The sequence below is a fragment of the Lamprobacter modestohalophilus genome (assembly GCF_016583905.1).
Classification (GTDB): Bacteria; Pseudomonadota; Gammaproteobacteria; order Chromatiales; family Chromatiaceae; genus Lamprobacter; species Lamprobacter modestohalophilus.
Genome location: NZ_NRRY01000023.1, coordinates 1 through 25,626, shown reverse-complemented (window position 1 = coordinate 25,626; position 25,626 = coordinate 1). Strand labels below are relative to the sequence as shown.

24 protein-coding genes and 1 pseudogene are annotated in these 25,626 nt (G+C 60.3%); 10 read left to right on the top strand and 15 right to left on the bottom strand.

Features of this window, described 5'->3' with window-relative positions; genetic code table 11:
- The first annotated feature begins 60 nt into the window (after window positions 1-60).
- A complete protein-coding gene (locus CKO42_RS28535) occupies window positions 61-1,092 on the top strand; it encodes a response regulator (protein ID WP_420844309.1) in 1,032 nt (343 codons plus the stop codon).
- 91 nt (window positions 1,093-1,183) lie between these two features.
- Here CKO42_RS28535 and CKO42_RS14200 read toward each other — a convergent pair whose 3' ends face one another.
- Window positions 1,184-1,582 (bottom strand): hypothetical protein, encoded by a 399-nt coding sequence (locus tag CKO42_RS14200; RefSeq protein WP_200245128.1) that lies wholly within the window; start codon window positions 1,580-1,582, stop codon window positions 1,184-1,186.
- 244 nt (window positions 1,583-1,826) lie between these two features.
- The gene (locus CKO42_RS14195; RefSeq protein ID WP_200245126.1) at window positions 1,827-2,078 is read right to left on the bottom strand and encodes a GlsB/YeaQ/YmgE family stress response membrane protein; all 252 of its coding nucleotides are present in this window, start codon (window positions 2,076-2,078) and stop codon (window positions 1,827-1,829) included.
- Between the two features lie 589 nt (window positions 2,079-2,667).
- On the opposite strand from CKO42_RS14195, the gene CKO42_RS14190 reads away from it, so the two are divergent.
- Window positions 2,668-3,471 (top strand): tellurite resistance TerB family protein, encoded by an 804-nt coding sequence (locus tag CKO42_RS14190; RefSeq protein ID WP_200245124.1) that lies wholly within the window; start codon window positions 2,668-2,670, stop codon window positions 3,469-3,471.
- A gap of 180 nt (window positions 3,472-3,651) precedes the next feature.
- Window positions 3,652-4,029, top strand: coding sequence for a hypothetical protein (locus CKO42_RS14185; protein ID WP_200245122.1), 378 nt, complete (start codon window positions 3,652-3,654; stop codon window positions 4,027-4,029).
- A gap of 147 nt (window positions 4,030-4,176) precedes the next feature.
- Here the strand turns inward: CKO42_RS14185 and CKO42_RS14180 are convergent, their stop codons facing one another.
- On the bottom strand, window positions 4,177-4,500 hold the full coding sequence (locus tag CKO42_RS14180) for a hypothetical protein (RefSeq protein ID WP_200245120.1): 324 nt from the start codon (window positions 4,498-4,500) through the stop codon (window positions 4,177-4,179).
- 339 nt (window positions 4,501-4,839) lie between these two features.
- On the opposite strand from CKO42_RS14180, the gene CKO42_RS14175 reads away from it, so the two are divergent.
- The gene (locus CKO42_RS14175; protein WP_200245118.1) at window positions 4,840-5,259 is read left to right on the top strand and encodes a hypothetical protein; all 420 of its coding nucleotides are present in this window, start codon (window positions 4,840-4,842) and stop codon (window positions 5,257-5,259) included.
- Window positions 5,260-5,852: 593 nt separating this feature from the next.
- On the top strand, window positions 5,853-6,860 hold the full coding sequence (locus tag CKO42_RS14170; RefSeq protein WP_200245114.1) for a Uma2 family endonuclease: 1,008 nt from the start codon (window positions 5,853-5,855) through the stop codon (window positions 6,858-6,860).
- A 73-nt stretch (window positions 6,861-6,933) separates the two neighbouring features.
- Here the strand turns inward: CKO42_RS14170 and CKO42_RS14165 are convergent, their stop codons facing one another.
- The 3 genes from CKO42_RS14165 to CKO42_RS14155 form a co-directional block, all read right to left on the bottom strand.
- Entirely contained in the window at window positions 6,934-7,185 is a 252-nt protein-coding gene (locus CKO42_RS14165) for a DUF433 domain-containing protein (protein WP_200245106.1), read from the bottom strand.
- Between the two features lie 125 nt (window positions 7,186-7,310).
- Window positions 7,311-7,646, bottom strand: coding sequence for a hypothetical protein (locus CKO42_RS14160; RefSeq protein ID WP_200245103.1), 336 nt, complete (start codon window positions 7,644-7,646; stop codon window positions 7,311-7,313).
- Window positions 7,647-7,809: 163 nt separating this feature from the next.
- Window positions 7,810-8,019, bottom strand: coding sequence for a hypothetical protein (locus CKO42_RS14155; RefSeq protein ID WP_200245100.1), 210 nt, complete (start codon window positions 8,017-8,019; stop codon window positions 7,810-7,812).
- Window positions 8,020-8,623: 604 nt separating this feature from the next.
- On the opposite strand from CKO42_RS14155, the gene CKO42_RS14150 reads away from it, so the two are divergent.
- Window positions 8,624-11,815: an AsmA family protein gene (locus tag CKO42_RS14150; RefSeq protein WP_200245097.1), complete on the top strand. Its 3,192-nt coding sequence runs from the start codon at window positions 8,624-8,626 to the stop codon at window positions 11,813-11,815.
- A gap of 44 nt (window positions 11,816-11,859) precedes the next feature.
- Here the strand turns inward: CKO42_RS14150 and CKO42_RS14145 are convergent, their stop codons facing one another.
- Window positions 11,860-12,423 (bottom strand): Uma2 family endonuclease, encoded by a 564-nt coding sequence (locus CKO42_RS14145; RefSeq protein ID WP_200245090.1) that lies wholly within the window; start codon window positions 12,421-12,423, stop codon window positions 11,860-11,862.
- 264 nt (window positions 12,424-12,687) lie between these two features.
- Between CKO42_RS14145 and CKO42_RS14140 the strand changes: the two genes are divergently transcribed.
- Window positions 12,688-13,398: an Hpt domain-containing response regulator gene (locus tag CKO42_RS14140; protein WP_200245088.1), complete on the top strand. Its 711-nt coding sequence runs from the start codon at window positions 12,688-12,690 to the stop codon at window positions 13,396-13,398.
- 11 nt (window positions 13,399-13,409) lie between these two features.
- Entirely contained in the window at window positions 13,410-13,808 is a 399-nt protein-coding gene (locus CKO42_RS14135) for a response regulator (protein WP_274608923.1), read from the top strand.
- A 61-nt stretch (window positions 13,809-13,869) separates the two neighbouring features.
- Here the strand turns inward: CKO42_RS14135 and CKO42_RS14130 are convergent, their stop codons facing one another.
- The 6 genes from CKO42_RS14130 to CKO42_RS14105 form a co-directional block, all read right to left on the bottom strand.
- Complete coding sequence (locus CKO42_RS14130) at window positions 13,870-15,027, bottom strand: iron-containing alcohol dehydrogenase (protein ID WP_242479391.1); 1,158 nt, start codon at window positions 15,025-15,027, stop codon at window positions 13,870-13,872.
- A 32-nt stretch (window positions 15,028-15,059) separates the two neighbouring features.
- Window positions 15,060-15,353 (bottom strand): antibiotic biosynthesis monooxygenase, encoded by a 294-nt coding sequence (locus tag CKO42_RS14125; protein WP_200245078.1) that lies wholly within the window; start codon window positions 15,351-15,353, stop codon window positions 15,060-15,062.
- 22 nt (window positions 15,354-15,375) lie between these two features.
- Window positions 15,376-16,611, bottom strand: coding sequence for an EAL and HDOD domain-containing protein (locus tag CKO42_RS14120; RefSeq protein ID WP_200245076.1), 1,236 nt, complete (start codon window positions 16,609-16,611; stop codon window positions 15,376-15,378).
- A complete protein-coding gene (locus CKO42_RS14115) occupies window positions 16,608-19,352 on the bottom strand; it encodes a response regulator (RefSeq protein ID WP_200245075.1) in 2,745 nt (914 codons plus the stop codon). Before CKO42_RS14115 ends, CKO42_RS14120 begins: the two co-directional genes overlap by 4 nt.
- On the bottom strand, window positions 19,349-21,436 hold the full coding sequence (locus CKO42_RS14110; protein ID WP_200245067.1) for a two-component system response regulator: 2,088 nt from the start codon (window positions 21,434-21,436) through the stop codon (window positions 19,349-19,351). The genes CKO42_RS14115 and CKO42_RS14110 overlap by 4 nt, the downstream gene beginning before the upstream one ends.
- 177 nt (window positions 21,437-21,613) lie before the next feature.
- The gene (locus CKO42_RS14105; RefSeq protein ID WP_200245059.1) at window positions 21,614-22,741 is read right to left on the bottom strand and encodes an FIST signal transduction protein; all 1,128 of its coding nucleotides are present in this window, start codon (window positions 22,739-22,741) and stop codon (window positions 21,614-21,616) included.
- Window positions 22,742-22,920: 179 nt separating this feature from the next.
- Here CKO42_RS14105 and CKO42_RS14100 point away from each other — a divergent pair, with 179 nt between their 5' ends.
- Together CKO42_RS14100 and CKO42_RS14095 are read left to right on the top strand one after the other, a co-directional pair.
- Window positions 22,921-23,103: a hypothetical protein gene (locus CKO42_RS14100; RefSeq protein WP_200245051.1), complete on the top strand. Its 183-nt coding sequence runs from the start codon at window positions 22,921-22,923 to the stop codon at window positions 23,101-23,103.
- Window positions 23,104-23,123: 20 nt separating this feature from the next.
- Window positions 23,124-24,407, top strand: coding sequence for an alpha-amylase family glycosyl hydrolase (locus CKO42_RS14095; RefSeq protein WP_200245049.1), 1,284 nt, complete (start codon window positions 23,124-23,126; stop codon window positions 24,405-24,407).
- A gap of 68 nt (window positions 24,408-24,475) precedes the next feature.
- Here CKO42_RS14095 and CKO42_RS14090 read toward each other — a convergent pair whose 3' ends face one another.
- Both CKO42_RS14090 and CKO42_RS14085 read right to left on the bottom strand, forming a co-directional pair.
- Window positions 24,476-25,174 (bottom strand): DUF502 domain-containing protein, encoded by a 699-nt coding sequence (locus CKO42_RS14090; RefSeq protein ID WP_200245047.1) that lies wholly within the window; start codon window positions 25,172-25,174, stop codon window positions 24,476-24,478.
- Window positions 25,175-25,485: 311 nt separating this feature from the next.
- Window positions 25,486-25,626 (bottom strand): annotated as a pseudogene (locus CKO42_RS14085) (ISKra4 family transposase); the annotation flags it as partial.

Genomic DNA, 25,626 nt, shown 5'->3' with positions numbered 1-25,626 from the left:
GAGGCAGTAGCAAATGCAGAGGTAGCTGCGGGAGCAGAGGCAAAGGCTGAGGCAGCGACAATGGCAGGAGCAGAGGCAGAGACAGAGACAGAGACAGTAGTAGAAGCAGAAGCAGAAGCAGAAGCAGAGACAGGTACAAAGACAGTGGCAGAGACAAAGGCTTTGCCGACGCTGCATCGGGCGGCCCCGCCCCCGCAAACGGCAGCGCTGCGCGATGCACGGATACTGGTGGCGGAAGACGACCCGGTGAGTCAGTTGCTGGCGCGCGAGCTACTGAGCCGGCACGGTGCCTTGGTCACCCTCGTCACCACGGGTACCGAGGCCGTCGCCGCAGCAGCCGAGGGCGATTTCGACCTCCTGCTCATGGACGTCCGCATGCCGGAGATGGACGGTCTAACGGCATGCCGACAGATCCGCGCCTTGCCGAATAGCAAGTTGCAAAGCAAGCTGCCGATCATCGCCCTGACGGCCAACGCATTGGCCGGCGAGCGCGAGCGCTGTCTGGCGGCGGGCATGGACGGCTACCTCACCAAGCCGCTCGAGCCTGAGAGCCTCTATGCCGAGCTGAGCCGCTGGCTGCGATTACCCGCTGCAGCGCACGAGGTCTCGCAGCCGGAATCCGTCATCGCCGGGCGCGACATCCCCCAGCCAGTCTCCGTCATCGCCGGACGTGACATCCCCCAGCCAGTCTCCGTCATCGCCGGACGTGACATCCCCCAGCCAGTCTCCGTCATCGCCTCGCGGCCCATTGATCTATCCGGTTTCGACGCCAACAAAGTCAGACGCTGGCTGGATGAGGCCCCGCACGTCTGGGGCACCATGGCTCAGCGCCTCGTCGCCGAGTACCCGGAGACAGCATCCGCCATTGCCGGCGCCCTGGACGCCGACGACCGGGCGCGAGCGGGCGATCTACTGCATCGCTTGCGCGGCGCCGCGGGAGCGCTTGGCGCAGACGACCTGAGCGCAGCGGCAGAACAGCTGGAGCTGGCACTGGCGAGCGACGAGCCTGTTGATGCCGACTTGCGTGTCCGTTTCTTCGCCAGTGCCGAGGTCAGCATCGCGGCACTCACGGAGCTAAAGATCCTGGATTGATCGCATGGGTTAGTTTCTCTTAGCTCGGCAGACGCTGGTTAGGTTTGGTCTTGATGCGCTTTCCTTGCCCGCACCGCCCGCAGCGATGGAATCAATTGATGATCATTTCGAGACGGTATTTGGCTGTTTCATCCCGGCGGGCCGCGTTACGCATCAGGTAGACACGGATCTTGTAGTCACCGCTCGCCGGCAGGGTGCCCTCGAACTGATTGCCGGCGATGGAGCCAACGAAGATGGCCTCGTTCGCCTTCCCGGGCGCGATGATATTGAAATAACTCGACCTGTTGTCCGTGGCCATGCTGACGTTCATGGATTGCCCCTCGCGGGCGCCGAGCAGGTAGTCGACGGACTCGCGGCCTTTGATCTGGCCCTCGACGGTGGCGCTGCTCGCGCCTTTGTGGAACTGCACGCGCTCGGTGCGGATGTCATCCGCCAGCGCGGTGTTTGCGACCAGAAATCCGGCAGCGAGTGCAAGGAACAGACGGGTCATGGTGATAGTCATAGCAATGTTTTGGTTTATTCTTTGGCCTGGATAGCTCACGAATCTCACGCGAAGGCACGAAGAAGCTAAGAAAACCAGGCGGTTGGACAAGTTTTTATGACCTAATGCGTCGTTTGCGACAAGCAAGCAGTCAGGTCAACTTTTAGCCACAAGATCCGTATTCTTCGCGTTCTTCGCGGCTTCGCGTTCAACATTCGGGTTAGATTGAAGGTTTACTGGCAGTTGTGCCCTCTCAGGCCTGCTTGAACAACCGCACCACCAACAGTAGCACCACGGCGCCCACGGTCGCGGTAATGATGGAACCGATCAGCCCGTTGGCTGAGATGCCGAGCAGGCCGAACAAGAAGCCGCCGACCACGGCACCGACGATGCCGAGCACGATGTCGATCAGCAGACCGAAGCCGCCGCCCTTTATCAGGACACCGGCGAGCCAGCCGGCCACGGCACCGATGGCGAGAAAGATCAAGAGACTGGTAATGTCCATTCGTATGACTCCGATAAGGGTGGGATCAACCAGAGGCCGATCGATTCACTTGGGTTGCCCGCCAGTCCCCGCCAATGGATTGCGGCGTTACGGCGAGACAATATCCGCAATGGGTACGGAATGAAGCCTGAACAGATCTTATTATGTCCGTCTGGGTATTAGCGCTTGGAGCAGACCACAACCATCGTCGCGCCAAAGACAACGCTCGCCAGCATACTTCTCGCAGCCACACCACCCGGACACAAACCCTCTCATGCCAGAGCGCTGCGATGCTCACAATGGTAGTGATTGTTCTGTTAAGAAAAAATCAGGAAACGGCGACAGGCTATTCCCGTCAGGAAAAACCTGACAGACAATGACGAGACATACACTGCCTATGCGGCATGCTCAGCTTATCGCCGCGGATCGATGTCCGCCAGCTCGAGCCATTGCGGCAGCAGACTCAAGCCCATTGCAGCGCAGTAACTGCTGCACATTCAATGCTCAAACTGTTCTATGATTCCCGCCCTCCCGTCGGCGCGGTCTTTCGGTTACTATTCGAGGCGGTGAAATCAACACCGTTCCTATGATCCACTTGGGAGTAACCAACATGGCCGGCTTTAGTGACTTACTTGGCTCGATGATTGAGAACAACATCCCGCAAGCCGGACAGGACCGGTTGGGGAATATCCTGCAAGACCTGCAAGCAAGCTTCGGCAATGCGCAAGGCGCGCAAGGTGGGGCGCAAGGTGGCGTTGGTGATTTGCTCGGGAAACTGTTGGCGGGTGCGCAGTCGACCTTGAGTCAAGCCTCGCAAAACCCGGTTCAGGCAGGGGGCCTTGGCGCCGTGCTAGGCTCGCTGCTCGGCGGCGGTGGCGATTCAATCAAGGGCGCAGTCGGCGGCGGTGCCCTGGCGATGCTTGCCGGGGTCGCGTTCAAGGCGCTAGCAAACGCATCGGCCTCTGCCGGTCAGGGGGCTTCGTTCACTTCACCAGCGGCTAGCATGGGCGCCATGCCGCTCGGGCTGCACGAGCCGGCGTCTCCGACCGAGCAGCAGGCCATGAACGACACCGCACGCTTGGTCATCAAAGGCATGGTCAGCATCTCCAAAGCGGACGGCGAGGTCAGTCACGATGAGATCCAGCGCATCCTCGGCAAGCTGCAAACGGGTGCAATGGATACGGAGACCCAAGAGTGGCTGATGAGCGAGCTGGCACAGCCGCTCAATCTAGATGCCTTCGTCGCCGAGATCCCGAATCAGGAAGTGGCCGCTCAGGTCTATGCCGGCTCCCTGCTCGCAGTCAAGATCGACACTGAGGCCGAGCGCGATTACCTGCGTCAGTTCGCCGAAAAAACGGGGCTTTCTCCGGCTGTCATCAGTCAAATCCACCACTCGATGGGGTTGGCGGCTTAAGCCTTACCTTCTTCTTCACTCAGGTCGAAACCGGGCGTTGATCATCGGGCGCTCGGAGCACGACTGCCACTCTTGATCGCGCCACCTGGACATTGAGCATGCCGGAGATGGGTCGAGCAGCCTCGGGATCACTTTGGCTAGACGAACTGATACACCTCTTTGATGGTGACTGGAGATGACATGAGTATGGTGACGCTCTTCAGAATCGTCTATTTCTGCGCAGCCTTGTTCTCGATCGCCTCGGGCGCCCTCGTCATTACAAGCCTGTTCATCCCAGACCGAGCCCCACAGAGCCTTCAATTCCTCATCATCAGCCTCGTTGTCAGCACCATTTTCCTAGGTGGCGGGGCCCTGCTGCTCGGTCTCCAGGGGCAGGTCGCGCGAATCGCCACCATCGCGCGCGGCCTCGAGGCCGAGACCGCACGCTCATTGGGCAAGCATGTCAACCGGTTATTGGCTTATCTCCTGGTAGGAGGCACCTTTCTCTGCGCCCTGCTCGGCGTCATGGCCTATGCCATCCTCGCGCGCATCGATCAGGGATTTGCGGTGTTTAGCTGAAGCCATCCGCCAGCGCGATGGGCAAGACAATCGGTACAGGGCTACCAAGTCGCCGTCTACTGGATTCGAAGCTCGCGATAATCGCCAGCAGACATAGGATCACCCGGGACTAAATATACGCTAAGCCTCAGCGGGCGCTGCGTCGACTTACTGCACGACCGTCAGCTCAGCGATCTCCCCAGCATCCGAGGTAAGGCAGCGCCAGCGCTCGGTCTGCGAGCCGCCGCGCACGCCGACCGCGTCGAGCATCACCACGGAGTTGGCCTGCGAGAACTCGGAGCTGACGACGCGAACCTCGCGCACGTTGCCGCCGTAGTTGCTATTGACGGAGGTCATGCAGGCCGTCTCGGCGGCACCGCTTGCGTCGCGGGGCATGGCTGAGCTGGAGCCAGCGATCGACTGCTCCTCGACGCAGGCCGAAAACGCGAGGGAGGCGAATGCCGTGGCTGTGATCTTGGCAAGGGTGTTCATGGTGTCGTTGGTATCCGTCTGATGGAAGGTTAAGGAAGGATTTGTCAGCGCCCAGGAAGCCTGTGGAACGATGCACAGCCGATCTCCTGAACGCGTTTAAGGACATGCCGATTGAGTCGGCTGTGGATAATGAGCGCTTAAAGCAGCGCCATGGTAATGATTGTGGCGCGTCGGAATAATCAGGAAATGGAGCAAGGCGATTCCTTAAGGAAAAACCTGACAGGCTATCGAGCGCCATGCCTGACAAGCGATCGAGCGCCATGCGCTGGAACGGCGGAGCACTAGACCCCACTCACCAGACGAACTGACGCACCTCTTTGAGAGGTGACCGGAGACGACATGATTGACAGCATGACGGCGGGCGAGATTGCCAACGACTGGGCCTTGGCCTGCTGCGAGACCTTGGAAAGACGAGATATCGAGGGCCACATGAACCTGATCTCAAGACGGGTCAAGGTCTATGGTCTGGCCAATCTTGATGTGGTCGACTACCACTTCTGGCGGCAGCAGGTGCAGGAGCAGTTCGCCGCCGGCCTGGTGACCTCGCTCCGCTACTATCTGAACGCGGTCAAGGTCGACTCAGACACCCAGCTCCGATTGACCGCCATCGAATATCTCACCGACAAAGACGGTAACGAGCACGAGAGCCCGCTCCTGATCACGCTCAGCAAGGAAGCAGATGGCTTCTGGCGCGCCACTGAGGAGAAGATCTTGACCAAAGACGAGGCGCAGACCGCCGGATTGAGCAGGCTGCACTGAGCCAGACAGGGGCGCTTAATCGCCGAACGCTTCCTTGACTGCTTCAGAGATCGCGTCCCAAACGCCGGTGTCGAGCAGCGCCGGGATCTCTTTGGCCAGTACCCTGGAGCGCTTGCCTTGATTGGCCGCCACCAATTTGCGGGCATCGATGGTATCGATATAGCCCGCCGCGCGTACTGTCCGGTCGGCTCATCCAGCACCCAGGCGACCAGATCGCTCGTCTCGATCCGCTCGAACAGACGGGAGAGCAATTCTAGGTGCGGCACCTCATGCTTGAGGTGAAAGGTCAGATGACCGCGTAGGCTTGGTGCTGGGCGCATCGCTTCGACATAGGTTTCGGTCGAAACGCCCTCGGCCAACCGCGACGCGCGCCGTCCGCCGATGCAGCTGACGACGCTGAGCGGGAGCACCAGCGTTAAACCGTAAGTGGCGACCAGCCAGGGCCCCACCGATCCAGTCGTTTTTTGAGCGCATTCCCCAGCTCACGGATGAGGTTGCCGGCGATCAAGTGATGCTCTGGATCAGATCGGCTTGTTGGCCTCCCGGGGGTCGGCTAGACTCCGAGACAAGCCTGCATCCACAGGAGTCCGAGCATGCCTTCGCCCGCGTTCGCCTTGCATCATCCGTCGCCTGAATCCACCCCACGGGATGGCGACCCCAGTCTCCCTCAGCCCGTCGATCCACCGGAAGGCACGCCGGTCAGCGAGGAGGACTACTGGGCTTTTTATTACGAGCACGAAAACGGCTACGAATGGAATAACGGCATCTTGGAGGTCAAGCCGGTGTCTGATGTCCTAACCGCTTGGATTTACCAATGGCTGCTTGGACTTTTACGGCTTTATCTCGAGACCCACCACAATGCCCGCCTGACCTGCCTGGAATTCGGCTTTCGCCTGAGCCTGCCGAACAAGATTGCCATCCGCAAACCGGATCTCGGCCTAGTGCTCGATAGCAATGTGCAGCCGCTCGCGGATCTCGACCGCTCCTACCAGGGCACTTTTGATCTGTGCGTCGAGGCGCTCTCAGATAGCAAACCAGCGGAGATCCGCCGCGACACCGAGCAAAAGCACGCGGAATATCAGGCCGCCGGGGTGCCCGAGTACTACATCATCCACCATGATCCGCGCTGGCAATTGTTCTATCGACGCAATGCCTCGGGTCTGTATGAACCCATCCCCTGCCATGAGGGCATCCTTCGCTCGGCGGTGGTGCCGGGGTTTCGCTTTCGCCTGGAGGATCTCACCCGCCAGCCGAGCCTGGAGACGTTGATTGAGGATCCGGTTTATGCGCCCTTTGTGCTGCCGGCCTGGCAGCGGGATCGGCAGGCTCGGGTGCAGGCTGAACAGGCACGAGAGCAGGCTGAACAGGCGCAGGAGCAGTCTGAACAGGCGCGTCGGCGAGCTGAAGAGACCGTCGTGACCGAACGACAGGCACGCGCGCAGGCCGAACGTGTGAGTGAAGTTGCTGCGCGTGCTCGTCAGCAAGCTGAACAGCGAGCCACCTCATCCGAGCAACGCGCGGCGATGGCCGAGCGGCTCGCTGAACAAGAGCGCTCCGAAAAAGAAGCCCTGCTGGCCGAGTTGGCGAAACTTCGTCGCTGATCCAGTCCGTTTCGCCATGCTCAGCGTTCTTCATCCGTAGCGAGAAACGGGTAGCGGATGCGGCCTCTGCACTTCAGTCAAGGGCCAGCGCGCGCGGCCGGTGTGACTCAGCAGCTTCCAGGGAATGCGCGGCATGCTCGAGCACTGCGCGCGCCTGCTCCAGCGTGACGTCCGGAAGCCAATCGATGAATTCGCCAACCTGAGCGCCATCTTCCAAGTTCTCAAACAGAGCGGCCACAGGCACGCGGGTACCGCAAAATACCCAAGCGCCGCTGACCCGCTCAGGGTCGCGCTCTAAGACTGCGCATGTTGACCAGTCGATCATGGCTCAAAAATTGACCTTGTTGCAGCTTAAGGACAAAGGATAGCCGATGAGTTTGCCAACTCCCAACATTGCGCACTGACCGACGAATCAATCGATGCCAGACATCAACGAGCGTTGCTGCTCGCTCAGAGCGCACCCTCGTTGGTCAGCGACATGATGTCGGCGGTGGTGCCGTCGCGATAGCCGATGCAGCGCCAGCGGGCGCGCTGCGGGCCGACGCCGACGATGACCTCGGTGCCAGCCTCGGAGTAGCTCGATGAGAGCAAGACCACGTCCGGGTTGTTGGTCTGTCGGGTCACGTCGCGCAGGCAGCCTTGCTCGGCCAGGGTTGGTGTGCCCGGTGCTGGCGCCGAGTCGGCCTGGGTTCCGCCGGTGGTCTCGGTGCAGCCCGCCAGGCCGAATAGGGCTGCGGTGGCGGCCAGGGTGGCGGTGACAACGAACCGGGGGTAGGGATACTTCACTTCTGTGCTCCTGTCATGGTGGCGCGATGAGGCCCGCGCCCGCGCCGGGTTGGTCAATACTGAACTGAGAATCGCGTCTTCGGCTGCTGACTGCAGCTGGTTGTTGCAGCCCTGCTAGCCGTGGTGCTAACCGTGGGCGTGACGGTTGTCGCCAGCACTGAACTCACCGCCCACGTGACCGGTGATAGCGACGGTCTTGGAGCGTGCGGAAGCGCACGTAGCGGAGGAGTCCATCCGCCAGCAGGGTGATCAGCACCACACTGAACAAGACGACGGCGGTTCCCTGCGCCTGGTTGGGAACGATGCGATCGTAGACCTGCAGCAGCGCCAGTGTGAGGGCCAGCGCCAGGATATTGGATGCGATCGATAGCACTAGCAGGCTGCTGCGCTCGCCCCATGTGGGCCCGGCTCTTCGGCTGATGTCCGTCACTTAACTGACTCCTGCGCTGTCAGCAGCTCGATGAAGATTGATTAGTGTCAAATTACCAGCCAATGCCTGAAGACTAAATCAGGAGTCCCCCGTCAGGAATTTCCTGACAAGCGCTCTTTGCTTGGCCTACGACTCACCTTAGGGAGCGTTTAAGGGCCTGCATCCACGCCAGTTGATCATCTGAAGCTGTTGGACGATCTTCGCCACGAACGCTGAGTACAGACCGCAAGGACAGTCTTGTTGACGACTGGAGAAAGATGCCAGTCGCTCGATGCTGACGGTCATTGGCAGCGATCATATCTGCGGGAGCAATGAGGGAGCCTACGCGCGCCGCTCGCTGCGAGAAATCCGGCTATTCATGTAAGGCAATCCCTGACCCTGGCCGCTCCGACGCCATCAAGCGCTAGCTAGCTAAAGATCCGTGCTAGCAGGAGCTGTGGTGGTATGCCTTACAGAGGAACACCAATTCCTCCCGCGACAGTCTGCTGTTACCGTCTTCTGGCTCTCTTTGATGACCGCCTGCAGTTCCACTGCTTTGCTCGCCGCCATGAATACATTCGTCTCCCGATCGCTCATCGTGCTGCTCGTTCTAGCGGCACTCTACCTTATCGCCGTCAACGCGGCGCTCAATCTGCCGGCCACCCGCGCCCTGGTCAACGGCTTGCAGCCGGAGCAGTTTCAGGTCACCTGGGAGCGGGCTTGGAGTCTGTATCCGCTGCGGCTGGAGCTGAATGGCGTCGCCGCCGATGGGCAGACCCCGACCGAGCAGTGGCAGGTCGATGCAGGCCATGCAGCAGCCTCGATTTCACTGCTGCCGCTGCTCCAGGGCGAGATTCGGGTGCACGACCTGGACCTGAAGGATATCGATCTGCGCCTGCGGCCGCGTCCCACGCCCGAGGCGTCCGCAGACGCAGATGCAGATGCAGACAGGAACCCACTGGTCGCCTTCTATCCAATGATCCGTAACCGCGACCCCAACGCGGTCGCCGAGGCACCACCGGAAGCGTCAAACGGCACGCTGGTGCTGGAGATCGATGACATCCATGTCCAGGGTGAGCACCGATTTTGGATCTCGCATATCCGCGGCAGTCTGCCCGGCGCAGTCCGTGGCAGCCTGCGCATGGAGAGCGAGACCGGTCGGCTGGCCTTGGGTGGCGGCGCGATCGACCTCGCCTTGACCTCATTGACAGTCGGTCCTGAGGAGCCGATCACCGATGCCGCCTCGATCCAGGGCGAGATTGAGATCCCGCCGTTCAGGCTATCTGAGAAGCAGGGTCTTGAGCTGATGCGCGTGCCAGAATTGGACGCCCGCATCGACCTGCCGGTGCAGAACCTGGATTTCATCGCGTTACTGATGCCGGTCTTGGGTGAGCTGGAGCTGAGCGGACATGGCCGCCTGAACGGGCGAATCGCGCTGTCGGCTGGTGAGGTGCTGCCGGGAACCGATCTGCGGGTCGAGGCCCACCAGCTGGCGATGGATATTAGCCCCTATGCGTTTAGCGGCGACGGCTCGGTCGAATTCAAGGTCGACCCAGACCATGAGGGGCAGGCTGATCTAATCGTCCGGTTCGACAAGGTTCGCGCCGAATTGGAGCCCGGATCGGGGCCTGCGATGGACAGGCCTGGTGCGTCGTCCCGGGAAGACAACAATGCCCAACCTGACGCGCAACTCCTGTTCACAGGCCAGGGGCTGACGGCGCAAGTCCAGGCCGCAGAGGTCGATCCCACGACCACCTCCACCGCGAAGCAGGTCGAGGATCTGGCGACTGAGGTGACGCTGCAGTTCAAGCTCGATATCCCGTCGATGCAGGTGCCCGACCTCGTCGTCTACAACCGCCTATTCCCGCAGGAGTGGGATCTCGGCTTGCTCGGCGGCAGCGGAACGCTCGCCGGCGCACTCGAGATCACGTCGGAGGTCTTGTCGCTCGACCTCGACCTCGCCTCTGACGAGGCCGAGCTGCGCTATCAGGACTATCACGCCATCACCGACTTGCTGTTGCAGCTGCGGGCACGCGTCGACGATGTTGACGATGTCCCCGGTACCGAGCTGCACATGGACGGCACGACGCTGCGCATCGAGGACGCCGAGGTCGCTGTCGAGCATGCAGACAATGATGCAGGCGAAAACGCCAGACAGCCAGCCCAGCCATGGCGAGCCGAGCTCAGAATCGTCGATGGCGACCTGCGCCTGCCAACGCCGAATGCTGTGCCAGGATCAGGATCAGGATCAGATTCGGGATCAGGGCCCGGATCGGGATCGGGGCAGGAGCTTGGGTCGGTATCGGAACCAGGGTTGGCGGAGACCCAAGTGCAGCCGCAGCCTCAGCCGCAGGCAGACGCTAAGGCAAATGCACAGACAGATACAGGCGCGAGCGACCCGATACCCGCCATTGCCCGCATCTTAAAGGAGCAGGGCTTCGGCGCCGTGCTCGCCGACGCCGATGGTCGCTTAGAGGCGGTCCTGACCGTCTCCGAGCTCGACTGGATCGCTGAGCTGCTCGACCGGCCGCTCGACCTGAGCCTCGAAGGCTCTGGTGAGCTCGACGCCGAGATCATCTTGACCAACGGCCAACCGGATGCCGGCACCAGCCTTTGGGTCCCGCGCGAACCGCTCTCGTTGGCGCTCATGCAGCATCGCGTCGATGGTCAGGGCAGCGCCCGGCTCACCCTGGAGCGCGGTGGTGACCGGCCCCGCTTTCGCCTCGACGTCGGGTTGGAAGATGCCCGCATGCGGCGACGCGACGAGCCGGAGCCAAGCATTGGCGAGGTGCGGCTCGATGCCATGATCTTGGTCACTGATCCACTCGCCGGCGGCGGCGACTCAGCCGACCTGAGCCTGAAGCTGCACTCGGCCCGTGTGCATGACATGAGCACCTACAACGCCTACCTGCCCGAGAACGCGCCCCTATCACTGCTCTCGGGTGCGGCCAGCCTGGTTGGCGATCTTCGTCTCAAGCCTGATAGCGCCGAGGGCCAATGGCTGCTCCAGGCCGAGGATCTCCAGCTCAGCCTCAGCGACAACAAGCTCTCTGGCGACCTCCAGCTCGAGATCCTAGTCCGCGACGGCTCGGCACAGGATCTGCGCTTTGACATCACTGGCTCCTCACTTCGGCTCGACCGCGTTCAGGTCGTCGGCGCGGCCGGTTCAGCGCAGTCACCCGACTGGCATGCCCGACTGCAGCTAGAAGACACCGAGGTGCTGTGGCAAAAGCCCATGCACCTGGACATGTTGGCCGACATCACCATCAGAGATACCCGCCCCTTCGTCGCGCTGCTCGACAACCTGCGAGGCAAACATGGCTGGATCGGCGAGCTGCTAACGATGGAAGACCTCGGTGGCCATGTGCAGCTTGCCATGGATGGCGAGACCGCCGTCATCGACGACGCCATGCTGAGCGCACCGGAGCTTGGCATCCATCTCAAGGGCCAGTCTGCGGCATCCGCGCGCGAGGCGATGCTGCTGCTGCGCTGGCACAACCTCAGCGGTGCGATGGAGCTCAAGGACGGGCAACAGCACTTCAACATGACTAACGCTCAGGCACGTTTCGCTGCCTACTCACCAGGCGAGACGCCGTTGCCATCGTTCGGTGACGATATGCCCATAGCGGAATCCAACATGCACACTGTCCAAACGAAGGCCTCCAAGGAACAGACTCCGAGGGAGCCCGAGGCCAATCGGGAGTCCGGACCGCAGCGACCTCATGGCACGCCGAGTCCATTCGCTGATCACAGTCTCTGACAAGACATGACGCCGCACGACTGGCTGTAGAAGGCTCTCAAGACTTATGAGCCATCCTCAATGAAGACCTTGTCATAGATCTCGACTAGGGCAAGCCGGCAGTCGACGCCAGGTAATTCAACCTCGGCGTTTGGATCAGTGATCTCGGTCAGCAGCCAATGATTGGCATCCTGACGATGATAATGGATCAGATGAGGGCTCTCCTGAGAAACCAGCAGGTAGTCTTGAAGGCTCTCGATCTGGCGGTAGCGAGCGAATTTTCTGCCCATATCGAAATCCGCCGTGCTCGATGACAACACTTCAGAGATCAAGTCCGGATTGACTAGGTTATCGCGATCACTGAAACGCGGTGTGCCGCAGACGACACTCACGTCAGGATAAAAGTAGCCATCCGCGACCTGGACTCGGAGGTCGCTCGGGTAGACACGGCATGGACGTTTCTTGAGCGCATTCCCCAGCTCACGGATGAGGTTGCCGGCGATCAAGTGATGCTCTGGGGTTGCGCCGGCCATGGCAAAGATCTCACCAGCGACATACTCGCTCTTGGTATCGGCCATGCGCTCCCGTTCCAGATACTCGGCGGGACTTGGCTTGAGTAAAGCGTTCATGACGAGACAGAGTAGCGATGCTTCAGATCGATGTCCAGCACGCATCCACTGGCCGGGTCGCCCCACTGACAGACAGGGTTGCAACAAGAGCCAACCTGAAGGCATGCCACCCAAACAGATGGATTTAAATGGTTTTCCGCAAGATATCCAGGTCTGGCGCACTACCTAGGAACAATTCGCCGCAGGGATGATGACGTCGATCTGCTACTATCTTGGCGCGAAAAGACGGGCGCGAAAAGACGGGCGCGAGAAAGGCAGACGTTGATGAACCATCTCCGGCAACAGACTCAAAGACGCGCGCTCATCGTCGACAGCGACGCCGAGAGCCGCGCAGGCCTTGGCGAACAACTCCTAGCACTCAATCTGGATCTCACCGCGGTCAGCACCACTGAATCGCTGATCGAGCAATTGTTGACCGCAGAATTTGAGATCGTCTTGATCGACCTCAATTTGGGCCAGAGCGATCAGGCCATGGACAGCATTGAGCTGGCCCGTGGATCAGGCCAGATCGCGCCGATCGTCGTCATGGCGACCCACCTGCCCGAGGCTAAGCAAACGCGACTGAGATCGCTCGGTTGCGACGTTCTGCGGAAACCGTTCGACCCGGCCACCTTGACGACGCTGCTCGAGCAATGTCTGCAAGCCTCGAGACCAGAGCGCTCCCCGACCACGGCCAACCCAGCGATCTTAGGTGACGATGAACAGCGCGCCTTGCAACGCGCCTTCATCGAGATGCTGAACAGCGGTTATCTCGTCGACCTGAGATCAGCCCTAGAGCAAGGTTCTGCCAGTCAGGCTCAGGCTGTACTGCATAAGCTCAAAGGGTCTGCGGGGAGTTTTGGCTATCATCGGCTTGGCACGCTCGCTGCGTCAGCGGATGGGTTGTTGCGTCAAGGGTATCCGCTCCAGGCGGTCATGATGCAGATCGACCCCGTCATCGCCGAGGCCGAGCGCCTTCAACAACTCAAGTATTAGATGGTTACTCGATGCCTTGGTCATGTAATCCCAATGACGTCCGCATTTTGATCGTGGACGATGATCCGATGCTGCGCAAGCTCCTACGCTCGACGCTGCAGTCACTGGATCACACAAACATTCTCGAATCAGGGTTAGGTCAAGAGGCCGTGGATCTCTGCCAGCAGAACCCTCTCGACCTCGTCTTTTTGGACATCGAGATGCCAGGCGAGATGAATGGCATCGACGTACTCAACGAGCTCAGGAAGGACAAGCGACCGGTTTCTATCATCATGCTCACTGCGCATAGCACAATCGCCAATGTGCGTCAGGCCGCTGCGAGCAAGGTCAATGGCTTCCTGGTCAAACCGCTGAATCCCGAGCGCATCGAGAAGGTCTTGGAGCATTATCATCAAAGCCGCTGCGCCTAGCGATGCGCGCACCGTGGACAACGGATGGCCTCATCTTATTGCCGCGCCTTATTGCTATACCTTATTGTCTTACAGCGAGAATGGCTGCGATCTCCTCGTCCCGTAGCACGATGGGATTGGTCTTCATGCTGCTGCCCCGGCTGTTAGCAACGATACGCGGATGATCGGCGCTGGTGACGCCCCAGGCTGACAGGCGCTGCAGTTGCAAGCTCTCGGTCCAGTCCCACAAGCTATCGAGTAAGGCATCCCAGGCATCTTGCCGGCTCAAGCCCTGCTCACTGGCGAACAGGCGGCCAACCGTGGCATAGGCCTCCAGGGCCGGATGCTCGGGCTCACGCTGTTGCATGGCGCTCAGATTGGTGTCCGTGGCCTTGGCCACCAAGGTGCCGCAGGCCATCCCATGCGGAATCGGGAAGAAGGCGCCGAGCGGCGATGCCAAGCCATGCACCGAGCCGAGCCCGGTCTGCGCAAGACAGATGCCTGAGAGCAGTGACGCATAGGCCATGCCGGCTCGGGCCTCAGCGTTGTTCGGGTCTTCGTAGAGCGGCAACAGCGCGTCACGTGCCTGTTTCAACCCGTCCAAGGCCAAAGCGGCACAGAGCGGGTTCGAGCGCGTCGAGACGAAGGATTCCAGCAATTGCGTGAGCGCATCCATACCGTTAGCCGCCAGCACCGAGCGCGGACAGGTTTGCAGGAAATCCGGGTCAACCAAGGCATCCCGCGCGACCAGGGCCTCGTCGCGAAAGGATTTCTTGTAGCCCTCCGCGCCGCGCTGGCTCAGCACGGCATTCTTGGTCGCCTCCGAGCCGGTGCCAGCGGTGGTTGGCAGCGCGACGAAGGGCACCGCCGGCCCTTGATAGGGACGTTCCGGTCCCACCCCTTCGAGGTGATCCAACACCGAGTTGCCAGGACGCAGCAGACCAGCGATGGCCTTGCCGGCATCCAGCGCGCTGCCACCCCCGATGGCGACCACGACATCGATGTCAGCCTGATGATAGGCGCGCACCGCGGCATCGATCTGATCCGGGCTCGGCTCATCGGCGATCTGAACCTGCTCGATATGCACCTCGGCCTTGGCGAAGGACTGCTCCAATTCCGCCCAGAAGGGACCGGCCCGCAGTGATGCCCCACCGGTGACCAACAGCGCGCGGCGTCCATAGCGAGCGGCGCAGGCGCCAACCGTCGAACGCACGCCGGCGCCAAACGCGATGCGTGGCAAGCGGGCGATCGAGAATCCTGACAGGCCCGCCATTATTCAGCCACCAGCATCTGATAGGCGACGCCTTCGCGCGGGCGCGCCATCATCTCGGCGACGGCCTCCCGCCAGGCCAAGTAATGAGCCGTCTCCTTGTGCGCACGCGCGGACTCGGCATCGACATAGGCCTCGTAGAGGATGAAATGATTCGGGTCGGCCTCGCCTTGCAAAAGATCGAAACGCAGGTTGCCCGGTTCTTGTCGAGATTTCAGGCAATTCTCGTGCGTCGCAGCAATGAATCGATCCCGCGCCTCGGGAACCACCTGAATATGGACGAGTGTTGTTGACATTGCTTTTCTCTCCTCAGGGACATTAGACAGACGTTTGGGGTTGGTCCCTAACCAGCCATTGCTCGGTCCAGGCGACCGCATGGACGAAATCCTCATTCAATTTCGCCACCACGGCAGGACTGAGACTTGAGAGATCACCAGATTCATGCGCATCCAGCACATCCAACAGTTTGCCCATCTCGCCCTCACGCTTCAGCAAGGCGTCTTGCATCGGCACGGAAAACGGCATGCCCTGAAGCAGGGTTGGCATCGGCAGTCCCTCGAAGGCATCCAGCCGTGAAAACAGACCGAGGGTGAAGGCGGTATTCGGGTCGATGCTCCGCACCCGCCGGGCAATGCGAGCCGCCATCGCGGCGCGATTCAAGAGCATGCGCACCTGTACCGCTTCGACCGGATCATTGCGGCTGAGCAAGAGAAAAGATGCAATGGTTTTGATCCGCTCCAAGCCGAGCCTCACCACCGCCTCGTGTAGGGAATCAATACGACGGTTGCCGCGCGAAAATGCCGCCGAGTTCACCTGCGCGAACAACAGAACGCAAAAATGCGGATGCTGAGCCACCAGTACCTCAAGTTGCTCGACTTGCATCTCGTTCGAGCTAAGCTCGGCGAGTAATCGCAATTCGACAGCGCGGTTACTGCGCCGCTTGCGCCCGCTCTCCTTCACGTGCATCGGTGGTAAGAATACAAACCCCATGAACCAATCGAATGCGCCGCCGGCGTGAACACGATCCAGGGTCGCTTGATCCTCGACGAAGGTCGCCAGTAGCCGTGGACCCAGTCCCTTTAAGTGCGCCGCAAGATCCAGGCAATCAGGGCGTCGACTATCGATCTTGACGAGATCAACCAGACTGATGGGAATCTCGGGATAACGCTCGAAAACGGTTTGTGGCACGGCAATCAAATAGCCGATGGAGCGCAAGCGCTGGATTGCATCGAGCGCCGTCGGCGATTCGAAAAAATCCAATGTCAACTCCGCGAACAACTGCTCGGCAGGAAGCTCGAAAAACCCTGTATTCTCGATCCACTCCAAGGGCGCGGTGAACAAGAGCATGCGATCGCCGACCAGGTTCTCGATACCCACCTCGTAGACCGCCGTCGAATAAGAGCGAACCGTCGCGAGAAAAGGGTCATCAAAAGACGCGACATCTGCTCCACAATGGGAACGATAAAGTAGCTTATCGGCCACATGATGCAGCTTGCGATCGCAAATTGGCTGTAATGCGATGCAGTAAGGGCTATGGTCGCTGTGTTCGCTCATGAATCAGGCCGATGTTGCTCAAGTCTTTCGTCGAGCAGAGGGCGGACATGCTGCAAGGTCGCGAACACCGCGTTCACTTGCCTGTCGACATCGGCCCAATCGCTTGGTTGATCCCGACAGGCCTGCTCCACCGCCCAGAACCCCTGTCTTGCCTGCTCCATGCACAGGGTCGCGCAGAGGCTTTTCAGCGTGTGCGCCTCCAGCTTGAGCAATTTTGCATCGCGTTGTTTCAAGGCCGCTCTCACACGTTGCTCGGCGGAGGGGAGATCGTCAAGGAAACGCGAGAGAAACATAATCAGTAATTCTTCTTCCGCACCCAACTGCTTGATCGCCTGATCCCAATCGAATTGCTGCGGGTCGGCACCTATCGCGGAGGGCTGACTTGGGGTTGCCGAGCCCGCATCAGCAAACGGCGCCGAGGTCTTGTCTTCTTCACCAGCGCCGAGCCAGGCATCCAGATCCGAAGAGGCCTGGGCTTGCTGCACTTTGGCTCCATCGCTCGGCAGTCGAACTTCAGCATCGCGCTTGGGCAACACCCGCTCCATTTCCTCGAACAACAACATAGAGTTGATCGGCTTAGCGACATAACCATCCATGCCCCGCTCAAGATAGCCCTCGCGATCACCTTTCATCGCCTTGGCGGTGAGGGCGATGATCGGCACCGGCGGCCATTGATGCTGACGCTCGTATTCGCGGATCAGCTCGGTCGCCTCCAAACCGTCCATCATCGGCATCATGATATCCATGAAAATGAGATCAAACCGTTCCTTGCAAGCCCATTCGACAGCTTCGCGACCATTATTGGCCAAGGTATAAGCAACCTTAAACTTCTTCAATAGCGCGATGATCACCTGCTGATTGATCGGATTATCTTCCGCGACCAGTATATTCAACTGCTGATCGGCAAGCGATGAGCGTGACCCATTTAAAACGCCATCCTTGGTTTGGTCTTGTCGAAAGAGGAGATGGCGCAGATCGGCAAGCGTCACCGGTTTGGTCAAGCACTCTTGTTGTTCGAACTGCCGACAGTGCGTTTCCTGACCATTGTAGAATGGGCAAGCCTGTTGGCATACACGTTGGTTGTAAGCAACGAAGTCTTGGTCGTGTTCCTCCTCTCCAGCAAACGCAGAAGAACTCAAAATACGAATTTGCGCGGGACAGAGCAACCCCTCACGCAGCACCTCCTTCGCCATGGCGTAGCCGTCCATACCCGGCATGTTGGCATCCAGCAATAAGAAATTAAACGGCTGCTCGTCCTCAATCGCCTTGCGGAGCACCAACAACCCTTCTGGCGCACTCACCGCGGTCGCACAGGCAACCTCGAGAATCCCGAGCATATGATGGATCACGGAACGGTTCAGTGGTTCATCATCAACCACCAAGATCCGGTAGGTTGCTGCCGGTAACGCCGGCACGCGGACCTCCTCGACGACAGGCTCAGCGGCTGACGTCAGTGGCAGGGTCACACGAAAACAGGTGCCCTGACCGACCTCGCTCTTAACCTCGATCAGTCCACCCATCATCTCGACCAGTTCGCGGGTGATGGTCAGGCCGAGTCCGGTGCCCTCGAATTTGCGTGTTGTTTTGCTGTCGACTTGCTCGAAGGCATTGAAGATCGTCAACTGTTGCTCGGCTGGGATGCCGATGCCGGTGTCCTCGACCTCGAAGCAGGTCCATTGAGCGTTGCTTACATGGGACACATGCGCTGGCCCCTTGCAGGGAGACACGATGAGCTTGACGCTGCCTTGATCGGTAAACTTCAAGGCATTACCGATCAGATTCGACATGACCTGGCGTAACCGGGTTGGATCGATCTCGACCCAGCGCGGTAGCGTCGGCTCCACGTCGTAGAGCAGATTGAGCCGTTTGCACAACGCATGCGGCACCTGGCTCTTGATCAATTCTCCGATGAACTCGAATAGGTCGGTCGGTTCCGGTTTCAGTTTGAATTTCTTCGCCTCGATCTTGGAGAGATCCAAGATCAGGTTGATGATTTCGAGCAGATGCTGCGCCGACAAGCGCGCCTGGCGGAGATAATCACGCTGCTGTGGCTGAAGCTCGGTCTCTAGCGTAATGTCCAACATCCCCATCACACCGTTCATCGGCGTGCGGATCTCATGGCTCATGTTGGCGAGGAACTGACTCTTGGCCACATTGGCTGCTTGCGCCGCCTCGATCTGCTGTTTCAGTTGCGCATCGTGCAGGCAAGCGAGCGCCGAATACGCCAACTTATCCATTAAGACATTCAACGACAGCAGCAGACTGTGCGAGAGGCTCGGGCCGATCCGTTTCAGCACGAGTACGCCGATCTTCGCAAGATAGAAGGCGTAATAGGTCGAGGTGCTAAGCTCGCTCGCGTGCGGCAAGGCGCCAGCCTCGACCGCTGCCTGCCAAACCTCGAATTCGGCCTGGTTAGCCGGCAAACTCAATTCCGTGACGAAGCCCTGCAATTCAGACGATTTGCGCGCGGTCTTCGGCACCACATAGAGATCAGTCCAAGTCAGCGCCTCCAGTGCGCGCATTTGCGCCTGCTCTTGCGACGGCTCTCGCGATCGCCCATTCCTGACCTGCGCGTCATCGTCAGCGTCGTATTGCAAGACCAGGGCGGCCTGGCAGTTCAACTGGCGCATGATCGTGCCCACGGACTGCTTGAGCATCGCCTGCAGATCCAGACTGTGACCAATCGCCAGCGAGATCTCATAGAGGATCTCGAATTCTTTATGAGTGTCCGTTTCGGTCATGACGGCGATCGGGCTTGCCGAGGGCTCGGCTGGGCATCGGCCTCGTAGGCCCGCATGAACTCAAGCAACCGCTCCGGCACCAGCGGACGGGCGATCAGGAAACCCTGAATCTCATCGATGTTCAGCGCATCGAGATAATCGCGTTGGGATTCGAGCTCGACGCCCTCGGCGATGGTCGTCAAACCCAGGTGGAAGCTCAGGGTGCTGAGCGCGGTGACAATCGCGCGATTGCGTTTACCTCGAGTGATCTCTTTGACGAAGGCCCGATCGATCTTCAAGGTATCCAGCGGAAATTGCAGCAGATAGGACAGCGATGAGTAGCCCGTGCCGAAATCATCGATCGCAATCCGGAATCCACACTGCTTGTATTTACGCAGATTGAGCAGGGTCTGTTCCGGCACCTGCATCGCGGTGCTCTCGGTGATCTCGAGCTCGAGTTGCTCGGGCGGCAGCTGATAGTCCTTGACCAGTGCACACAAGCGATTGATGAGGTTCGGGTTCTCGACCTGCGCCGCGGCGAGGTTGACCGACATCCGCAGATTCAGCCCCTGTTGCAACCAGTCGACGGCCTGACGAACCGCCTCCTCCAAGATCCAGTCACCGACCTCATGGATGAGTCCGGTTTCCTCCAGGATAGGTATGAAATCCGCCGGCGACACGATCCCGCGTTCGGCGTGGTTCCAACGCAACAGCGCTTCCACGCCCTCAATGCGCTGGGTCGCCAGACACTGCTGGGGTTGGTAGACGAGAAAGAATTCCTGCTTCTCGAGCGCGCGGCGCAGATCGGTTTCGAGAATCACCCGCCCTTCCGCACGCGCCTCGCGAATCTCCGAGAACTGGATGAAGCGCCGACTCTGATCCCGATTGGTCTCTCGCTCCGCCGCTTGCGCGGCCTGAATCAGGCTGGCCGCCTCCTGACCATCGTCGGGATGGATGGCCAGGCCCATGCTGCAATCGATATAGATCTCGCGCCCATTGATCTGCAAGGACAGGATCAACTGACTCAGCAGCTGCGCTTGGAGCGTCGCGAGATCGGTACTCTCGAGCGGGATCGCCATGCCGAAACTGTCCGACTCGAGCCGGCACAAGAGGCTATTGGAGGGCAGCAGTTGTCGCAGCCGGTTGGCCAGGGTCACGATGACCTCATCGCCCTGCACCGGACCAAAGGCTTCGTTGATGCGATGCAGGCGATCGATATCGATCACCAGCATCCCAGTGCGCGCCTCGGCATGCCGGTCGCGCTCGAGCCGATCCGCGAGCAAGCGGGAGAACAGCCGATGATTCGGCAGATTGGTCAGCTCATCATGCTCGACCAGATAGAGCGTCTGGTCCTCGAACGCGCGCAGAGCGGTCACATCCTGAAAGGCGCCGACGATGACGCCATCCTCGATCTGTGGACTGCTTTGCAGCTTGATGATGCAGGCGTTACCGGTGCGCGCCAGCTCGATCTCCAGATCCAGCCCCGCCGCCCGCGTCCCGGCTTGATCGAAGGCCAACTGCAGGCGTTGGCGCTGATCCGGGCGCGCCTCCTCGATGAGTGCCGCAACGCTGGTCGGCATGGCTGCGGAGCGGCCAAGCAGGGACGCCGCATCCCGCGACCATTGCAGCTGCCCGGTCTCGATCTGGAGCCGCCAAAAGCCCAGCTTTGCCAATTGACAGGCACTTTGCTGCTCCAGATGGATACGGCGCAGGCGCTGTTCACGCTCGGCACTGGCGAGCGCATAGCGCACCCGCTGGGTCAGGATCGGCAGATTGATCGGCTTGGTGATGAAGTCGGTTGCGCCAGCATGGAAGGCCTTGGTCACTGACTCGTTGTCATCGGAGCCCGTCACCATGACCAGGGGGATGATCTCGCCCCCCTCACGCTGGCGAATCGCGGCAACGGTCTCGAAGCCATCCAGCTCCGGCATGCTGACGTCGATCAGCATCAGATCGGGCTTGGCGGTTTCGAAACACTCCAGGGCCTCAAGGCCATTACTGGCCTCGGTCACCTGATAACCGGCTCGGGTCAAGCCATGCTGGATCAGCAGACGGATACCAGGGTCATCGTCCACCAGAAGGATCTTGGCTGGGGTCTCTTGCATGAGTCATTACCGCGGATGCCGCCCAGATGCCGAATCGCTGTCGACGCGGTAGAGGACGATGAACAAGGATTCTGTCAGCGCCTGCGCCTAATCAACGCCGTCCCACCAAACGCTTCACGTCGAACGCACCTAGTCGACCACCTAGTCGACCACCTAGTCGACCACCTAGTCGACCACCTAGTCGAACAAGATGCTGAACACCGATGTCTTATTATAGAACTCGAGGAAAGCGTCGCCAGTATTGGCAATCTCGCCGAGGGTAAAGGCGCCATTCACGGGCTGATCTGGCCCGACCGCGTTCAGCTCATCGGCGATGCGCTCACCGAGGAAGAGCACACGCGAGATGCAATCGATAAACAGGTAGCTTGCCGCCGCCTCCTCGCCGACACCCTCAGGGAGGGCCAGCTCGCGCGCCTTCTTCGCAGCGGCGATTAGGCTGTCCGGCGTGCCGTTCAGCAGCCGTAAAAAGGCCCCTTCAGGCACTTCGCCGACGCACACTAGATGGTTACCCTCGGCAACCATCAGGGGATCACGAACGACGATCTCGGTGCCAAGCTTGGTCATACCAAAGGGGTAGGATTTCGCCAGCGAGAAGAAATCCTCCGCATGCATTTCCTGACCGCTGTGTGCCTCTACCATGCGCTTGTAAACGTCAAAGGCAGGCTCCCAATCCAGGGTCATGACGACATTACCCTGGGCGCCGGTGACCTTCATCGGCTCACTGATCGGCTGCCAGCCGTGCGTGACGCCGAGAAGGCTGCGAATCGGCATGCGCACCAGGACTGCGACATCGGCCAGCAGCCCGGCATTGGTGAGGATGCAGGGTTTTTGCTGAAAGCTCAGCGAGCCTGCACCACCGCCGATGAAATTGTTCTCGAGGCCGAAGTTGGCAAACAAGCCCTCGACCAGCGCGCTGATCCGGCTCGACAGCCCATCGACATAGACGAGCATCGTGGTCACCTCGGGCGGCTCGGGCCAGTGCTCGGTAGCGGCCTCGACCCGCTCGTCGAAATCCGCCTCCGCGTCGCTCAGGCCATGCACACAGGCGACCTCGGGCAAAGCGTTGAACGCGATCAACAAGGTGCCGCGTTCATAGTTCTGGTTCTGGTAGGTGACCTGCGGGAAAATCCCCCCGAACACAGGCATCTCGCAGGCTTGCAGGATCGGATCGAGCTGTTCCGGTTGCCAGCCGTTGGCGTCACAAGCAAGCACCATCAGGCCGCCGATGGCCGCTTCGTCGGTCAGCGCATGGAGCGCGGCGAGCAGACCGTCGGGAGTACCACTGGGATCAAAGTGCGCGCGCATAGCTCTTGTCTCTCGTCCTGTACAGGATCTGTGTCTCGCAAATGGCGTCCAGTCTATCAGCTTACGAATCCTGACTGGACGTTGCGCGCGAAAACGGTCAATAGGATTCAGACGCCCACATCAGCTCCGCAGGTATACTGAGCGCCTGTTGAAACCAGAAACCGCTATGGCAGCTCCCTATGAAGAGAACTGTTTTCTACGCTCTGACCCTGATGATCCTATCGACCAGCCTGGGTGCCTGCTCCTGGGCCGGTAAGACGACAGGCAAGGCCATCAACGCCGTCGAGCAAGGCGCCGAGGAATTCGAGCAAGGCTATCAACAAGAACGCCAACCCAAGGACCAATCCAAGGACCAACCCTAGGACCAAGAGCGAAACACTGAATGAAGCTATACAACCTGTTCCCGCTGCTCGCCGGCCCTTTCGATCGCTGGGCGCCGCACCTGGAGCGCGCCGCCGCGATGGGCTTCGACTGGATCTTCGTCAACCCGATCCAGCAGCTCGGCCGCTCCGGCAGCCTGTACTCGATCGCCGATTATTTCGCGATCAACCAGGCCCTGATCTCCCCCGATTCCAGCCTAGAGCCAGACGCCCAGGTGCAGGCCATGGCCGAGATCGCTGGCGAGCAAGGGCTCTCACTGATGATCGATCTGGTCATCAATCACTGCGCTGAAGACAGCCCCTTGGTGACCGAGCATCCCGACTGGTTCGTCCGCCACAACAATCGCATCGCGCATCCGTTCTGCGTCGAGGCCAACGGCAACAAGGTGGTCTGGCGCGATCTGGCCCAGTTCGACCATCAGCGCGCGCTGCGCCAGGCCGATGATCCCGAGGGTCTGCTCGCCTATTTCGTGCGCCTGGTCGAGCATCTGATCGGGCTCGGCTTCCGCGGCTTTCGCTGCGATGCGGCCTATCAGCTGCCGGCCGCGCTCTGGGAGCAGCTGATCACCCAGATTCGCGAGCGCCATCCAGATACGGTCTTCGTCGCCGAAACCTTGGGCTGCAGTCCGGAGCAGACCCGCGAGACCGCCGAGGCCGGCTTCGACGCCATCTTCAACAGCGCCAAGTGGTGGGACTTCAACGGCAACTGGCTGCTCGATCAGTACGAGCTCACGCGCCAGATCGCGCCCTCGATCGGCTTTCCCGAGAGCCATGACACGCGGCGCATGTTCGAGGAATTCCGCGAAAATGCCGACGCCCTGCGCCAGCGCTACCTGTTCACCGCGCTGTTCGCAAGCGGCGTGATGATCCCGATGGGCTTTGAATTCGGCTTCCGCCGCCGCCTCGATGTGGTCGAGACGACCCCGGACGACTGGGAGACGCCGAACCTGGATCTCAAGGATTTCATCAGCCAGGTCAACGCGATCAAGGACGCGGTGCCGGTGCTCGATGGCGAAGGCCGCATCGAGCGGCTCGATGTTTCGGACCCGGCGGTCTTGGTCCTGCGCAAGCACGCGGCTGAGGGTCCAGGTCAGGCCCTCTTGGTCATCAACAAGGACCCTTGGGCGCGGCAGCGCTTCTATGTCGATGACCTGCGCCATCTGCTCCAGTCGCCCGGACCGATCCGCGATCTCTCGCCAGACTGGCCGATGGCCGAGCTGCCGGCCCCGTTTGAATTCTGGCTTGGGCCGGGCATGGCGCGGGTGCTGGTCTCCTCTGATGCCTAACCCAGATGCCAAGCGACTGCGCCGAGCGCGAAACCAATTTCACCGCGCTGCGGCTTCAGGATGATCAATTAACGCTTCGTCCGCTCGCCAGATCGTCGACGGCCACCGATCGCCGTAACCCGACTCTGGTGGCCGTTGCTGCCGCCATCCTCATTGAGCGCGCCACCCGTAATCACTGAGCGCAGCGCCTGCTCCGCACCCACGGCAAGCGGCCGCACCCGACTGCGCTCTAGATAGAGGGTATAGCCGCCAACCTGGTAGCTCATCGGCAAATAGACCGCCACCCGATCCCGTTGCTCAGTCTCGGCGTCGACATCAGCAAACGGCAGGTCAGCATGCTCCTGCATCATGAACCCAACCAATTGCACGGTGGCATCGCCAACCGGAAGAGTCACGACAACCGGCCGCCCCAGGTCTTGGTCACCGGTGCGCGCAAAGAACCGGGCAATGTCCTTCAAGCCCTGAAACAAACTCTTGACCAGCGGGATGCGATCTAGCACCTGCTCCGCAACCTCAACCAGCCAACGCACCAGAAACAGATTCGCGAGCAGTCCAGCGGCCAATGTCAAGACCAAGCCCGCCACTAACCCCATCCCCGGTATATACCAGGCGTCTGGCATCAGATGCCGAAGAAAAACGCCGACGAAGATCTCGACCGATCGTCCTAGCCAGACCAGCAGGGCCAGCGTGATGATCAGCGGCGCGAGCAAGGCGATGCCTTGCAAAAACCAGGTTCGTAGTCGGCTCAGCAGTGAGGACTCTTGCATCGACGGGCTCCAAAAGGCGTGCGTGCGGATCTGTCAACCCTTAGCGTCAGCCCGCCCTCAGGGCACAGCGGAAAGCCTGGGGTTGACCCACGGGAGTGAGGCGCTCGAAAAAGCGGGGTTTCGTCAGACCGACAACGCGGCCCATAGCGACCATGATGCACTCAGAACGGCGCTGACGCGATGACAGCTAGAGTGCCGTGGACGTCCAACCCACGTTGCTCTTGCAGGTCGTCAAAGTGTCTTCAAACAACACCAGCAAAAAACGTGTTGGAGACACATATTTGAACGGGTGCGGCCTCAACATACTGTGCTCAACAGCAGCACTCCGCCCCAAACTGATCGATCTTCTGCCAGAACTGCGCCCAGCGTCCGACGGTCTGTGTGAGCGCGCGCAGGCTGAGCACGATGCCCGCGCCCTTGGTCTTCCAGCGCATGCCTGAGGCACAGAGGCG

Excerpts from the sequence above, each read along its gene's own strand:
- CKO42_RS14125 (WP_200245078.1), bottom strand. The coding sequence starts at position 15,353 with ATGTCAACAACACTCGTCCATATTCAGGTGGTTCCCGAGGCGCGGGAT.
- CKO42_RS14165 (WP_200245106.1), bottom strand. The coding sequence starts at position 7,185 with ATGATCGACTGGTCAACATGCGCAGTCTTAGAGCGCGACCCTGAGCGG.
- CKO42_RS14195 (WP_200245126.1), bottom strand. The coding sequence starts at position 2,078 with ATGGACATTACCAGTCTCTTGATCTTTCTCGCCATCGGTGCCGTGGCC.
- CKO42_RS14180 (WP_200245120.1), bottom strand. The coding sequence starts at position 4,500 with ATGAACACCCTTGCCAAGATCACAGCCACGGCATTCGCCTCCCTCGCG.
- CKO42_RS14135 (WP_274608923.1), top strand. The coding sequence starts at position 13,410 with ATGCCTTGGTCATGTAATCCCAATGACGTCCGCATTTTGATCGTGGAC.
- CKO42_RS14110 (WP_200245067.1), bottom strand. The coding sequence starts at position 21,436 with ATGCAAGAGACCCCAGCCAAGATCCTTCTGGTGGACGATGACCCTGGT.
- CKO42_RS14120 (WP_200245076.1), bottom strand. The coding sequence starts at position 16,611 with ATGAGCGAACACAGCGACCATAGCCCTTACTGCATCGCATTACAGCCA.
- CKO42_RS14140 (WP_200245088.1), top strand. The coding sequence starts at position 12,688 with ATGAACCATCTCCGGCAACAGACTCAAAGACGCGCGCTCATCGTCGAC.
- CKO42_RS28535 (WP_420844309.1), top strand. The coding sequence starts at position 61 with ATGGCAGGAGCAGAGGCAGAGACAGAGACAGAGACAGTAGTAGAAGCA.
- CKO42_RS14190 (WP_200245124.1), top strand. The coding sequence starts at position 2,668 with ATGGCCGGCTTTAGTGACTTACTTGGCTCGATGATTGAGAACAACATC.
- CKO42_RS14150 (WP_200245097.1), top strand. The coding sequence starts at position 8,624 with ATGAATACATTCGTCTCCCGATCGCTCATCGTGCTGCTCGTTCTAGCG.
- CKO42_RS14105 (WP_200245059.1), bottom strand. The coding sequence starts at position 22,741 with ATGCGCGCGCACTTTGATCCCAGTGGTACTCCCGACGGTCTGCTCGCC.
- CKO42_RS14185 (WP_200245122.1), top strand. The coding sequence starts at position 3,652 with ATGAGTATGGTGACGCTCTTCAGAATCGTCTATTTCTGCGCAGCCTTG.
- CKO42_RS14100 (WP_200245051.1), top strand. The coding sequence starts at position 22,921 with ATGAAGAGAACTGTTTTCTACGCTCTGACCCTGATGATCCTATCGACC.
- CKO42_RS14200 (WP_200245128.1), bottom strand. The coding sequence starts at position 1,582 with ATGACCCGTCTGTTCCTTGCACTCGCTGCCGGATTTCTGGTCGCAAAC.
- CKO42_RS14095 (WP_200245049.1), top strand. The coding sequence starts at position 23,124 with ATGAAGCTATACAACCTGTTCCCGCTGCTCGCCGGCCCTTTCGATCGC.
- CKO42_RS14145 (WP_200245090.1), bottom strand. The coding sequence starts at position 12,423 with ATGAACGCTTTACTCAAGCCAAGTCCCGCCGAGTATCTGGAACGGGAG.
- CKO42_RS14115 (WP_200245075.1), bottom strand. The coding sequence starts at position 19,352 with ATGACCGAAACGGACACTCATAAAGAATTCGAGATCCTCTATGAGATC.
- CKO42_RS14175 (WP_200245118.1), top strand. The coding sequence starts at position 4,840 with ATGATTGACAGCATGACGGCGGGCGAGATTGCCAACGACTGGGCCTTG.
- CKO42_RS14090 (WP_200245047.1), bottom strand. The coding sequence starts at position 25,174 with ATGCAAGAGTCCTCACTGCTGAGCCGACTACGAACCTGGTTTTTGCAA.
- CKO42_RS14170 (WP_200245114.1), top strand. The coding sequence starts at position 5,853 with ATGCCTTCGCCCGCGTTCGCCTTGCATCATCCGTCGCCTGAATCCACC.